Source organism: Curvivirga sp. (genome assembly GCF_965219885.1).
Lineage (GTDB): Bacteria > Pseudomonadota > Alphaproteobacteria > UBA8366 > Aestuariispiraceae > Curvivirga.
Genome location: NZ_CBDCOT010000009.1, coordinates 306398 through 319819, shown reverse-complemented (window position 1 = coordinate 319819; position 13422 = coordinate 306398). Strand labels below are relative to the sequence as shown.

Here is a 13422-nt window from a genome sequence, read left to right as displayed (position 1 = left end):
TACACAGCAAAGATTATGCAGCTGTCGGAGGAGCAGGGTCCCTCCATGTTTCAGCTAAGAAACACATTATAAAAATAATATCAGTTTGCATGGTTAAAAGCGGTGTGCCTGTGTGTGTCACAAATCGCGCACGGGCCTCTTTGGGAGTTTAAATAATGAGTAAAAATTTGTATGAGACCGACTATGAAGTTGGTCAAGACAATCTCGAAAAGTGGGGTATGGACTTTCATCACCCGGTTTTCTGGATTGCCAGTGTTTTTGCGCTGATCTTTATCGTAGGTGTTCTTTTGGCGCCAGAAGCGTCAAAAGGGATTTTTGATGGGGCCAAATGGTGGTCTATCGGTCAGTTTGATTGGTTGTTTATGATTGGGGGCAATATCTTTGTGGTATTCAGCCTTGTTTTAATCGTGATGCCTTTTGGCAAAATCCGTCTTGGCGGTGCGTCTGCTAAACCTGAATTCAGCAAGATTAGTTGGTTTGCTATGTTGTTTGCTGCTGGTATGGGGATCGGCTTGATGTTCTGGTCTGTGGCAGAACCTGTGGCTTACTATACAGGGTGGTATAAGACCCCATTGGGTGTCGAGGCAAATACGGCGGAAGCAGCAACCATGGCCATGTCTGCAACCATGTTCCACTGGGGATTACACCCATGGGCAATTTATGCAGTTGTTGGTCTGACTTTGGCCTTCTTTACCTTTAACAAAGGCTTGCCACTAACAATTCGTTCCGCATTCTATCCACTTATCGGGAACCATTCCTGGGGTATTTTCGGACATGTGGTTGATGTAATCGCTGTATTGGCGACTTTGTTTGGTTTGGCAACATCCCTTGGTTTTGGTGCAAGCCAAGCCGCAGGTGGATTGGAATTCCTATTTGGCATTGAAAACAATATCACTTCACAAATTGCCATTATCGTTGTCGTGACGGCAATTGCGTTATTCTCTGTTCTTCGTGGCCTTGATAAAGGTGTGAAGATCTTGAGTAACGTGAATATGGGACTTGCTGGCTTATTGGCCGTCTTCGTTCTATTCGCAGGTCCGACAGCAATTATCTTTATGACATTGGGTGACACTCTATTGGCTTACATTATGAATGTGGTGCCTATGAGTAACTGGATGGGCCGTGAAGATGAAGCATGGATGCAAGGCTGGACAGTATTCTATTGGGCATGGTGGATTTCCTGGTCACCATTCGTAGGTATGTTTATTGCCCGAATTTCCAAAGGCCGTACGGTACGTGAATTTGTGATCGCAGTATTGTTGATCCCGACATTGGTAACATTGGTTTGGATGTCTATCTTTGGTGGCTCTGTATTGGACCAAGTTCAAAATGGTGTGGGCCAACTTGCAGGCGGTTTGGACAAAGTTGAATTGGCGATGTTCCAAATGCTGGAAAATCTACCAATGGCAAATATTACATCTGCTTTGGCTGTGATTTTAGTCTTGGTCTTCTTTATCACATCATCTGACTCTGGTTCCTTGGTAATCGATGCGATTACAGCAGGTGGTAAAGTCGATTCCCCAGCTATCCAACGTGTATTCTGGGTGATGATGGTGAGTGTTGTTGCGGCTGTATTGCTATTTGGCGGTGGTGCAGATGCGCTTACTGCGTTGCAAGCTGCGGCAATTACCGTTGGTTTGCCATTCACAGTAATCCTGCTTGTGATGTGTGTATGTTTATTCATGGGCTTGCGTCATGAATATAAATACGGATCCAAAAAGTAAAAATTGAAAGCCTCGGCTTTTAACCTTTATAGCCCTCTGAGAAATCAGAGGGCTTTTTTGTTATTTAATTGATCTTCTATTATTGATTTTATCTGCGTGTAACGGGCGGGAAGTTCTTTATATTTCTTACTAATCAGATATATGGTTTCCTGAAATGCATGTTTTAAGGGGGCTAATTCTATTTTGGTTGAAGCATCATGTTTTTCAATTGTTGTTCTTGGTAGAATTGTAAAGCCTAGTCCCATACTTACAGGTATCAGAATTTGATTGAGTTGGTTTATATATCCCGAAATCGGGATATCGCTAAAACCTGTAAATGTTGACGGAAAGTTTTCTTCTAGAACCTGATTCGCATAATGAGCCCCATTTGGATGATTGATATATCCCAGATCCATTAAATTATCCCAACTGAATTGAAAGCCCTTTGGGACAACTAAACATAAATCTTCGCTACCTACAGATATGGTGTTTAACTCTGGGTCATCTGGATGATGAGTGACCAAACCAATGTCATATTCATTTCCTTTTACTTGTGCGATTGTCACATGATTAGGGGCTGCTTCCATAATGAAGCGGAGATCAGAATGTTGTTTTTGTAATTTTAAAAGAGTTGGATACAGATATGTCACCAAACTGCCAGAACAGCTAATTTTACATGCACCTTTAAAGGGGAAATCTTCCATTAAGTTTGAACGAAGCTCGTTTTCTGCGACAAGCTGGTTTTGGGCGTATTTCAGAAATTTTTGACCTTCAATTGTTAGTTCAATCTTTTTACCACGTCGCTGAAATAAGATGCAGTCCAGTTCGGTTTCCAATTTCATCAAATGTTGGGAAACACCGGGTTGCGTCATGCCCAGAAGTTCAGCTGTTTTTGTAAAATGCTGCGTTTGGCAAAGAGATATAAAGGTACGAATGTAAATAGGATTTATCATAACAAAAATTTATTAAAATTATTAATAATGATAATTTCACATTTCCTTCTGAATTTGACAAGTTTACTTCAGAAAAATTCTAGAAGGATTAGACAAATGCTAAACTCAAAAACACAAACTTATCCCCGTAGTTTTTCACATATCGGGATTTCAGTTCCTGATTTGGAAGCTGCGGTTAAATTTTATACTGAAGTTCTAGGTTGGTATTTGATTATGGAGCCAACTGAAATCATTGAAGATAATTCAGCCATTGGTGAGATGTGTACGGATGTCTTTGGTGCCGGATGGGAGTGTTTTCGAATTGCTCATCTTTCAACAGGGGATCGCATCGGTGTTGAATTATTCGAGTTTAAGAACCAACAAAATCCGGAAGATAATTTTGAATATTGGAAAACAGGGATCTTCCATTTTTGTGTGCAGGATCCGAATGTCGAAGAATTAGCGGAAAAAATTGTCGCGGCAGGTGGTAAAAAACGTATGAAGGCGCCTCGTTATTATTACCCAGACGAAAAGCCATATAGAATGATTTACATGGAAGATCCATTCGGGAATATCCTAGAGATTTATAGCCATAGCTATGAATTACATTATGCCGCAGGTGCATATAAATTACCTTAAAGTTAAGGCAGCGAATGCGCTGCCCTAATTTATTTACTAGATTTCGGATGAAGTCTAAAACCCGTTTTGCTTACTTTTCCACCATTCAAGAGTAGTAATCTTATGATCGTTATATTCTTGTAAAAGGTTAGGCAAAATAGATTGGTCTTCACAGGAATGTTCGATTTTCACCAAGGTTTGAACCAGTGTTTCGGCATGTAAAGAAAGCGCAATACCTTTGATGCTATGTGCAATTTCAGCAACCTCATGTGCATCAAAATTTTCAACAGCTGTTGCAAGTAAGTTAGATTTTTCTTCAATCGTTGATTCTGCTTCTCGCAATAAAACAAGAACCTGTTTTTCACCGATTTGTTCTGCCAATAATCGCAAGTTTTGATCATTATGATCATTTAGTTCGGTTGGTGTTTTTTCAGTTGGACTTGGTTGAGAGGTGCTATTGGTCTTATCCAAAAACTGGTGGATGCATTCCACTAATTTTGCTTCGGATACCGGTTTGGTGAGAACATCATTCATGCCTGCGTTCAGAAATTCCAAATGGCGTTCTTGAAAAGCTTCTGCAGTGAGGGCAATGATAGGTAACTCATCCTTACTATATTGTTTACGAATTTCTTTTGTTGCCTCAATACCATTCATTTCTGGCATATGGATATCCATTAAGACCAAGGCGTATGGGTTTCGCTGAACGGATTTGACGGCCAATAAACCATTTTCACAATGTTCTGATTTATAGCCGGCGCCGCGGATGAAACTTTTGACGATCATGGCATTGATTGTGTTGTCTTCGGCGATCAGGATTGTACCCTCTTTTAAGTCGATGTCTCCATCATTGGCGGCAGTTAAAGATACTTCTGATGGAATAGATACTTCGGTTGCCAATTTGAAATTAATATAGATATCAAAGCTACTGCCAAGTCCTTCCTTACTATTCACATCGATCGTTCCACCCATTAGATTGACTAACTTATTTACGATGGATAGGCCTAGTCCAGTGCCACCATATTTACGGGTGATGGAACTATCTTCCTGTGTGAAGGGGGTGAAAATACTATTAAGACGTTCCTGTGCAATCCCTTTACCAGAATCCGAAACACAGAATTTGATACGTCGCATGGGAGGGGAAGACGTCGTGTTCAATCCTTCCATATCAACACTCAACCGGACATATCCGGAATCGGTGAATTTGATGGCGTTGCTAATAAGGTTCCAGAGGATTTGACGTAAACGCACTGGATCGCCAACGATATAGATTGGTTTACCAAAATCACATCTGATATCCAGAGCGATATTCTTTTCTTCAGCAAGGCTTTTGAAGGGCTCTGCGATATTTTGGATAAAGCTTGCCAGTTCAAAACTTTGATCTTCCAATTCAAATTGCCCTGATTCAATGCGGCTCATATCTAAAACGTCATTTAGAATAGACAATAATGTCTCACCAGATTGTAAAATAATTTCAACCTGTTCGGATTGTTCCTCATCTAACGAGGTTTTTCGCAAAAGCTGCGTGATCCCTAATATCCCGTTAAGAGGCGTGCGGATTTCGTGGCTCATCGTGGAGAGGAAAGATGATTTTGCAATATTTGCAGCTTCTGCTTCTCTTGCAATTTTTTGTGTTTTATTGAGCAAGATAACGAAAGAAAATAAGAATATAGAGAGTAAAGAGGCGCCAAATGCTGCAATCTCAGGGAGTGGATTGCTCGCTACATGGAAAAAATGTTCAGTAGGAGCAATTCTTAAAACGATGCGTCGATCATCCAGATTAATGACTTCTTCTTGTTCCCAAGGTTCTGAATTTTCCATTTTTTCTTGAGTAGATGCAAAAACAAGCTCTCCATCAAAGAAGATATCCAAGTGAACCATGTCAAAAGAATGATCAAGATGCAAATCTTCATCCAAGTGCATATGTTCGTTTAGATGAGACACATGATTTACCCATGCCTCAAATTGTAGAACCGCAAGAATAAAGCCGTCAAATTTATCATCCACAAACATTGGGAAATAAATTAGAAAGCCCATACCACCTTGCACTAATTTGATTGGAGGTGAGATGGTTGGGGTTTTCTTCAAGCGTGCATTTTCAAGTGTAAGGCGACGACGTTCTTCGAAGGCAAGATTGAGATTAACAACAGCTTCATTCCCCTCTAGCGGGGATACCCAGCGTATGATGTAGTTCGGATCAGCCCATTCCAATGCCTGAAAACCGGGATAGTCATGTAAAAAGTTTTCTGCATCTGCAAGGAATTCTTCTTTGGGAACACCGCCACGTTTTTCCCATCGATCAACCATGCGTTCTATGACAGATATACGTGTCAAAATATCGCTATTCATTAAGGATTTATCAATGGCGACATGGTTTTTAAGTTGTTCTTGATAAGTCGTAATTCTCTGATTGTTTAAGATAGACCATAGGACCACAACAGATGTGATTAGCAAAATCGCTACTAAAGGTGGTAGCCATTTTTTCTCAAAAAGTTTGTATCTTATCAGAGTATTAAGCAATATGTCCCCCTTATATGCAGCAAGATACGGGGTGTTATTTCTACATTAATTCTATCTTAATGATATATATTTATTTTTTCTAGTAAATAATATTAGGCTACTCTAATTATCTTTGCTGGAGGGGATTTTAAATAATAAAAAAGGCAGCCAACTGGCTGCCTTTTTTCGTGATTTTTTTGACCGCTTAATAGTCCAGGAAGCTCCGCAATTTGCGAGAACGACTAGGATGTTTCAGCTTACGTAATGCTTTCGCTTCAATCTGACGAATACGTTCACGTGTAACAGAGAATTGTTGACCTACTTCTTCCAAAGTGTGGTCTGTATTCATGCCGATACCAAAACGCATACGAAGAACACGTTCTTCACGTGCTGTAAGAGACGCCAATACCAATGTGGTTGTTTCACGAAGGTTGGAATGGATTGCACTGTCAGATGGCAGCATTGCATTCTTATCTTCGATGAAATCACCAAGATGGCTATCTTCTTCATCACCGATTGGTGTTTCAAGAGAGATAGGCTCTTTCGCGATTTTTAGAACTTTACGCACTTTTTCAAGTGGCATATGAAGCTTCTCTGCCAATTCTTCCGGTGTTGGCTCACGGCCGATTTCATGCAACATTTGGCGGCTTGTGCGTACCAGTTTGTTGATGGTTTCAATCATATGAACCGGAATACGAATTGTACGAGCCTGATCTGCAATAGAGCGAGTGATCGCCTGACGAATCCACCAAGTCGCATAGGTGGAGAATTTATAACCACGGCGATATTCAAACTTATCAACCGCCTTCATCAAGCCGATATTACCTTCCTGAATCAAATCAAGGAATTGTAGGCCACGGTTTGTATATTTCTTAGCGATGGAAATTACCAAACGAAGGTTTGCTTCCACCATTTCTTTTTTCGCGCGGCTTGCTTCGCGCTCACCTTGCTGAACCAATTGGTTGATGCGGCGGAATTCTGGCAATGGGATACCGGTTTCTGCAACCAGTTCACCAATTTTCTCACGATATTTTTCAACATCTTTACCGTGGTTAGCTGCGAATTTTGCCCAAGCATTGGATTTGTCAGCAATATCTTCCATCCAGCTTGGGTCAAGTTCACGACCGAAATATGTTTTCAGGAAATCTTCACGTTTAATCTTACAACGTGTCGCAAGACGTAAAAGTTTACCTTCAAACTGGGTCAAGTCTTTGGCAATGCCGTAAAGTTGTTCAACCAATTCTTCAATACGTACGTTGTTCAAACGAACGGATTTCATCAATTCGATTAGTTCTTTACGATGTTTGTCATAGGTACGATCAGAAGAACGTGATACTTCTTCACCAGCTTGTTCAGAGGCAAGACGTTTTTCCTGAACGCGTTGTAGTTTGGAATAAGTTGCAGAAATCTTCTCAAAGGTTTCAACCACTTCCGGTTTCAACACTTCTTCCATCGCGGCCAGAGACATATTATTCTCGTTATCAACGGAATCAGGGTCTTCACCCATGGCATTACCTTCGCCATCTTCTCCTTCACCGCCTTCTGCGTCGTCAGACTCTTTGTCTTCTTTCACAGCTGGTGTTGTTGGATCATCGCCTTCAGCAACGCCTTCTTCGATTTCGCCGTCTTCATCCATTTCTTCGTTTGGATCGCCAGCCATTGTGGCGTCCAGATCAATTACATCACGAAGAAGGATATGACCTTCTACCAATTCATCATGCCAATGTGTAATCGCACGCATGGTTAGCGGGCTTTCACATAAAGCACCGATCATTTTTTCACGACCAGCTTCGATGCGTTTTGCAATCGCAATTTCACCTTCACGGGATAGTAATTCTACCGTACCCATTTCACGAAGATACATACGTACAGGATCATCTGTACGGCCCACATCATCGTCGCTTAGATTGCCTGCTTTGCCTTCGCTTTCTTCGCCGTCAGACTCTGTTTCTTCTTTGGCTTCAGCTTCAGCTTCTTCACTATCGACAACGTTAATACCCATTTCAGACAAAAGGGTCATAACATCTTCGATTTGGTCGGTACTGACCTTATCTTGTGGTAAAGCGGCATTTAACTCATCAATCGTGATGAAACCTTCTTCTTTACCTTTTGCTAGCAGTTTTTTTACTGCTTTGTTAGCGTCTTCCAATACTGGAGAATCGCCTTTTTCCTCGGTTTTCTTCTGATCCGTAGCTTGTTTTTTGGTGGACATTCTGGTCCTTCCTTTAACGTCTAGCTTTCAAAAAGGGCTTGTGCAGACCGTACCAAAAACAGCAAGCACAAAAAGATGGCAAAAGCTGCAGTCTCTTACCATCAAACCCAAATCTATTTAATCTTCACCATCTTCGCCAATCAAATACTCTCCGTGATCCAGATCGTTTCTCATAGCAAAAATTCGTGTTTCTTCTTCTGTCGAGGGTTCATTAAGTCCCGCTCGATTTCGCCGTCCTAATTCGCCGACAATTTCATCCTGTTGTCTGATCTTTAACATATGATCTAACAGGAGGCGCGCGTCTTGTTCCTCTGCGTCAGTTCGGGCCTGTCGGGCCAAACTGTATACCTGATCGGTCAGGACAAGATCCAGCAGCGCTTGCATGCCGTCTTCTATTAGGTGGGCTCTAACTGTTTCAGCGTCAAGAACCTCAACAAAAGAATTGATCTTTTGGAGCCCCGCGCGAAGTTTGTCAAGGTCTTGGTCAAATTGAAAACGATCTAATGTCTCTTCATAAAGATCAAAAAGGGTCGGGTGGTTGGTCATGGTTGCCAAGACAATTTGTTGTTGTCGGCGGCTAAGTTCATTGGCTTCCTGCCGTAAACGACGTCCTAGTGGATTACGTGCATGTGGCGCATTGCCATGGTTAGCCCCTCGATTTTCTCTGAAACGGCCTGATGCAGATTTTTTTTGTTTTTGTCCACGAAATGCTTCCCACATTCGTTGAGAGAAAGCTGAACGATAATGCTTTTTAACCGTTTCATCAGGAATCTGATCTGCAAGTTCAAAAACGCGACGTTCTAAATCTGCTTTTTGTTCCGGTGTTTGGGTCGGGGCATGTGCATATTCCCGATTCCATAAAAATGCATCTAATGGCATGGCGTTGTCGATGGTTTCCTGAAAGGCTTTGGGGCCACCAGAAAGAATTAGACTATCCGGATCTTCACCTTCCGGCATGAAGACAAATGATAGGCTTTTACCAGGTTGCAGGATTGGCATTGCACGATCAGCTGCACGTCCAGCGGCTTTTTGTCCTGCTTCATCTCCATCCAACGACATGTGGGGAAGATTATGCATCTTCCATAATTCCTGAATTTGTTCTGGGGTGACTGCGGTTCCCAATGGTGCCACGCCTGCTTCAAATCCGGCTTGGGCTAGGGCAATCACATCCATATAGCCTTCAGCCACAATTAAGGTTTGTCCATCGTGACAAGCTTGGCGCGCTTCTGCATGATTATAAAGAGTACGCCCCTTATCAAAGAGAGGGGTGTCGGGAGAGTTAATATATTTTCCGACGCCTGCGGCTTTTGCATCCCCCATAAAACGACCACCAAAGGCAATGACACGGTTGCGGCGATCTGCGATTGGAAAGATGATACGATCCCGGAAAAAGGCATAAGGATCACCACCACGTGTGGATTTCCTGAATAGGCCAGCTCCTAGCAACTGTTCCATTTCAACTTCATCACCAATGGCAGCACTACGTAAGCCTTCCCCATTTGAAGGGGCATAACCTAAACGGAAACGGGCAATGGTTTGATCTGATAAGCCACGTTCTTTCAGATAGGCGAGGGCCGCGCGTCCTTCGCTGCTACGTAACATACGTTGATAATAACGACAGGCAGTTTCCGTAGCATCATAAAGGCTTGCTTTACGCTTTTCTTTTGCTTGTTGTTCCGGGGTGGCTTTGGGGACTTCTATACCAGCCTGGCTGGCAAGTTGTTCAACGGCCTCCATAAATTGCAGGCCTTCGGTCTTCATTAAAAAGGTGAAGATATCGCCATGCTCACCCGTGGCGAAACAGTGATAGAATCCTTTTTGGTCATTGACGGTAAAAGACGGCGTCTTTTCATTTTTAAATGGGCTAAGTCCAACAAATTCATGACCTTTACGGGTAAGTTTTACCTTCCGTCCTACTACGTCAGAAACGGAGATGCGATCCCGTATGTTGTCTAAAAAATTTGGTGGTAAAGCCATAATGATCCAAATGAAGAAAAAAGCTATTCAACAGATTGAATAGCTTTTGTAACTTTTATAGAGGAAATCCTCAAGAAAGAAGACACCTATTCTAGTTTAAGCAAGTAATGCTTTTACCAAACCAGATGCCTTGCCAAAATCCATTTGTCCTGCGAAACGTTCACGCATAGCGCCCATAACATTACCCATATCTTTTAGGCTTGAGGCACCAAGTTCTTCGATCAATGTGGAAATAGCTTCTTTCATTTCTTCCTCATTCATTTGTTTTGGAAGAAAAGTTTCGATCACATCAATTTCAGCCTGCTCTTTTGCAGCCAATTCTGCGCGACCGCCTTGTTCATACATTTGAATGCTATCACGGCGCTGTTTCACCATGGTTTGTAACATTTGAAGGATATCGGAATCACCGATGCCATCCATTTCCCCTTTGGAGCGTGCTGCGATATCGCGGTCTTTTAATGCAGCCAGAATAAGGCGCAAAGTAGAAACCGCGTTGCTGTCTTTCTCGCGCATTTTATCTTTAAGCGCTTGATTGAGTTGTTCACGCATGATTGGAATACTCCCAATTTTCTTCAAAAATTTTTAATCGCCCTCATCCCCTGAAAATGGCGAACGGGGACATTAACCCAAAATAAACTTGGTGGCAACTGTGATCACAGCTGTTAAGTTGTTGATAAATATATGTTTTGGATTTTTGTTTTTTTCGTGGCGAAGATTCGATCTTTTTATGAAGGAATTTGTGTTTGCTTGCTTGACCGCAGGCCCTGTTTACCTTAAAACTGCGCCAATTTGGATGATGCAAAATGTGCGTACCGGAAAAAAGAAGAAACACCTTCCCATTTCTGCCTGTTGATGACAGGGCGCTTATTGCTCATGGCTTATAGCAAGGGATGACTTCCATGACCGAAAATTTGGAAAATATGACACCACCCGCAGGCGCAACCGCGGTGGTAGTGCTTTCTGACGGCTCCGTTTTCTGGGGTAAAGGCTTAGGTGCTGAAACTACTAAAGTAGGTGAAGTGTGCTTTAACACTTCTTTGACAGGTTATCAGGAAATTATGACTGATCCTTCTTACGCAGGACAGATCATTACATTTACTTTCCCACATATCGGAAATGTCGGCACCAATGATGAAGATATCGAAACCGTAACACCAGCATCCCTTGGCTGTATTCTTCGAATGGACATCACAGAGCCTTCCAATTTCCGAAATAGTCAACATTTTAATGACTGGTTAAAGAAGCATGACTTACCGGGTATCGCAGGCGTGGATACACGACGCCTGACACGTTATATCCGTGACAATGGTGCCCCAAATGGTGTGATTTGCCATAAAGCAGATGGTCAGTTTGATTTACCAGCATTATTGACAACCGCACAAGAATGGCCGGGCCTTGAAGGCATGGATTTAGCGAAAGAGGTTTCCTGCACGCAAGCGTATGATTGGGAAGAAAGCCTTTGGAAAATTGGATCCGGTTATGGTCAGTTAGAAAATCCAAAGTTTAAAGTTGTAGCAATCGATTTTGGCATCAAGCGTAACATTCTACGTAACTTGGTGGCGCAAGGTTGTGAAGTGAAGGTTCTTCCGGCAACGGCGACAGCAGAAGAAATTCTCAGTCATGATCCGGACGGTGTTTTCCTATCCAATGGTCCCGGCGATCCAGCAGCAACAGGTGAATATGCTGTACCAATGATCAAGGATGTGATTGCTTCGGGGAAGCCTGTATTTGGTATTTGTCTCGGCCATCAAATGCTATCTTTAGCTGTTGGTGCAAAGACACAAAAAATGCACTTAGGTCATCGTGGTGCAAACCATCCGATCAAAGATTTAACCACTGATAAAGTGGAAATCACCAGTCAAAACCATGGCTTTGTGGTGGATAAAGATAGTTTGCCTGATGGCGTTGAGGGAACTCATTATTCCTTATTCGATGGCACATTGGCGGGTATCCGTTTGAAAGATAAACCAGTCTTTTCTGTGCAATATCATCCGGAAGCATCTCCGGGTCCTCAGGATAGTCACTACTTATTCAAACGCTTTGTAGATCTTATGGAAGCTGCAAAATAAGAATTTTAAAAGGCGATCTTCGGATCGCCTTTTATTTTGCCTTGCGCGCTAATAGTTCAGTGTAACAAGCTTTTAGAATTCGATCCGATGTTTCTTTATCATTGATCGCACGGGAAATGATTTGTCCGCCGACACAAAGTACTGCATCGGCGATGGCTTTATCATCTAATTTATCAAATTCTACTTTACTGCCGTTATATTTCCCTGCGAGGGCAGCGGATAAATTTTGAAAGACATCTGTATAAGCAGCTTTTACAGTGTCATTTTCACGTGATACATCAGAAACAAGAGCAGGAAGCGGGCAGCCTTCTTCACGATTATCTCTGTGATTAGGGCTGAGATAAAATCCTGCAATTGCCTCACGTGTAACTTCAGGGTCAATCATACATCTTTCCATCAAACCTGTTTCTTCATGCTTTTGGCGAATGGATGAAATCGCCTCTGCGTAAAGGGAGGCTTTGTTTTTGAAATGGGCATAAAAGCCACCTCTAGTCAGGCCTGCACGTGCCATAATTTCGTCGATACTGATTGAGTTAAACCCATATCGGTTAAAAAGCTCTCTTGCCGCAGTGACAATTTTCTTTCGGGTTTCTGCTTTATGCGTGGCGGATAAAGGCATGGGAGGGCTCCTAAATAGATTTCAAGACTGCGACTATAAAGAAAAATATAATATGTTCTTGAACATATATTAATTAATGACAGATTTCTATCTATCAAGTGATCCTAGTTAATTTTGATGGAGAGAAAAATGAATGCTGTAACCTTGATTGGCCCTGACTATAGTAGTTATTTACGTTCGGTTCGTATTGCCCTGGAAGAAAAAGGTGTGCCTTATGAGATTTCCATGAATGGCATGACAGAATTTAGTGATCTGAAAAGTGCGAAACATTTAAAACTACACCCATTTGGAAAAGTACCTGTTTTGCTGCATGGAGATCATGTGATTTTTGAAACCTGTGCGATTTTGGAATATGTGGATGAGAATTTTGTCGGACGAAATTTGATGTCAGGAACCGCAAAAGAATTTGCTCTTCATCGTGCATGGATGAGTGCGGCATCTCATTATGCTTATGAGCTGATTATCCGGGAATATGTTGTTCCGTTACTTCGAAAAACTTTGCCGGAAGATGTAGATCCAAGAAAGTTTGCACTAGAAAATATCAGTAAAGTTCAAGATGTATTGAAGCCATTTGAGCATGCCTATACGCATGGTAATCGATATCTGACCAGTGACGAACCAGGTTTAGCAGATTGCGTGATTGTAATAATCGTTGATTATCTGTCGGTTTTACCGACAGGTACAAAGATATTGGAACCTTTTGAAAATCTCCGAAATATGCTTGAAGCTTTCAAGAAAAGAGAAAGCTTCCGGAAGTCAATCCCGGAAGCTTTGTTAAATAAGGCCGCTTAAAATA

At 42.0% G+C, this 13422-nt stretch carries 10 protein-coding genes; 4 read left to right on the top strand and 6 right to left on the bottom strand.

From position 1 onward, the window contains the following. Positions 1-155: 155 nt before the first annotated feature. The gene (locus ACOQOA_RS07025; protein WP_420547933.1) at positions 156-1724 is read left to right on the top strand and encodes a BCCT family transporter; all 1569 of its coding nucleotides are present in this window, start codon (positions 156-158) and stop codon (positions 1722-1724) included. Positions 1725-1768: 44 nt separating this feature from the next. On the opposite strand, the gene ACOQOA_RS07020 is transcribed toward ACOQOA_RS07025, so the two are convergent. Further along, positions 1769-2656, bottom strand: a complete 888-nt coding sequence (locus ACOQOA_RS07020; protein ID WP_420547932.1) for a LysR family transcriptional regulator — start codon at positions 2654-2656, stop codon at positions 1769-1771. 96 nt (positions 2657-2752) lie between these two features. Between ACOQOA_RS07020 and ACOQOA_RS07015 the strand changes: the two genes are divergently transcribed. After that, complete coding sequence (locus ACOQOA_RS07015) at positions 2753-3274, top strand: lactoylglutathione lyase family protein (RefSeq protein ID WP_420547931.1); 522 nt, start codon at positions 2753-2755, stop codon at positions 3272-3274. Positions 3275-3328: 54 nt separating this feature from the next. On the opposite strand, the gene ACOQOA_RS07010 is transcribed toward ACOQOA_RS07015, so the two are convergent. The 4 genes from ACOQOA_RS07010 to ACOQOA_RS06995 form a co-directional block, all read right to left on the bottom strand. Then, on the bottom strand, positions 3329-5770 hold the full coding sequence (locus ACOQOA_RS07010) for an ATP-binding protein (protein ID WP_420547930.1): 2442 nt from the start codon (positions 5768-5770) through the stop codon (positions 3329-3331). Between the two features lie 184 nt (positions 5771-5954). Beyond that, complete coding sequence (gene rpoD, locus ACOQOA_RS07005; RefSeq protein ID WP_420547929.1) at positions 5955-7961, bottom strand: RNA polymerase sigma factor RpoD; 2007 nt, start codon at positions 7959-7961, stop codon at positions 5955-5957. Positions 7962-8078: 117 nt separating this feature from the next. Continuing rightward, complete coding sequence (dnaG, locus tag ACOQOA_RS07000) at positions 8079-9938, bottom strand: DNA primase (RefSeq protein ID WP_420547928.1); 1860 nt, start codon at positions 9936-9938, stop codon at positions 8079-8081. A 96-nt stretch (positions 9939-10034) separates the two neighbouring features. Beyond that, positions 10035-10490: a GatB/YqeY domain-containing protein gene (locus ACOQOA_RS06995; RefSeq protein ID WP_420550095.1), complete on the bottom strand. Its 456-nt coding sequence runs from the start codon at positions 10488-10490 to the stop codon at positions 10035-10037. A gap of 347 nt (positions 10491-10837) precedes the next feature. Between ACOQOA_RS06995 and carA the strand changes: the two genes are divergently transcribed. Next, the gene (gene carA / locus ACOQOA_RS06990) at positions 10838-12007 is read left to right on the top strand and encodes a glutamine-hydrolyzing carbamoyl-phosphate synthase small subunit (protein WP_420547927.1); all 1170 of its coding nucleotides are present in this window, start codon (positions 10838-10840) and stop codon (positions 12005-12007) included. Positions 12008-12038: 31 nt separating this feature from the next. On the opposite strand, the gene ACOQOA_RS06985 is transcribed toward carA, so the two are convergent. Then, positions 12039-12626 carry a TetR/AcrR family transcriptional regulator gene (locus ACOQOA_RS06985; RefSeq protein ID WP_420547926.1) on the bottom strand — a complete coding sequence of 196 codons (588 nt, stop codon included), beginning with the start codon at positions 12624-12626 and terminating at the stop codon, positions 12039-12041. A 129-nt stretch (positions 12627-12755) separates the two neighbouring features. Here ACOQOA_RS06985 and ACOQOA_RS06980 point away from each other — a divergent pair, with 129 nt between their 5' ends. After that, positions 12756-13418, top strand: a complete 663-nt coding sequence (locus ACOQOA_RS06980; RefSeq protein ID WP_420547925.1) for a glutathione S-transferase family protein — start codon at positions 12756-12758, stop codon at positions 13416-13418. The last annotated feature ends 4 nt before the right edge of the window (positions 13419-13422 follow it).

Bases quoted from the DNA above. Each gene is read 5' to 3' on its own strand.
- ACOQOA_RS07025 (WP_420547933.1), top strand. From the start codon at position 156: ATGAGTAAAAATTTGTATGAGACCGACTATGAAGTTGGTCAAGACAAT.
- ACOQOA_RS07020 (WP_420547932.1), bottom strand. From the start codon at position 2,656: ATGATAAATCCTATTTACATTCGTACCTTTATATCTCTTTGCCAAACG.
- ACOQOA_RS07015 (WP_420547931.1), top strand. From the start codon at position 2,753: ATGCTAAACTCAAAAACACAAACTTATCCCCGTAGTTTTTCACATATC.
- rpoD (WP_420547929.1), bottom strand. From the start codon at position 7,961: ATGTCCACCAAAAAACAAGCTACGGATCAGAAGAAAACCGAGGAAAAA.
- dnaG (WP_420547928.1), bottom strand. From the start codon at position 9,938: ATGGCTTTACCACCAAATTTTTTAGACAACATACGGGATCGCATCTCC.
- carA (WP_420547927.1), top strand. From the start codon at position 10,838: ATGACCGAAAATTTGGAAAATATGACACCACCCGCAGGCGCAACCGCG.
- ACOQOA_RS06985 (WP_420547926.1), bottom strand. From the start codon at position 12,626: ATGCCTTTATCCGCCACGCATAAAGCAGAAACCCGAAAGAAAATTGTC.
- ACOQOA_RS06980 (WP_420547925.1), top strand. From the start codon at position 12,756: ATGAATGCTGTAACCTTGATTGGCCCTGACTATAGTAGTTATTTACGT.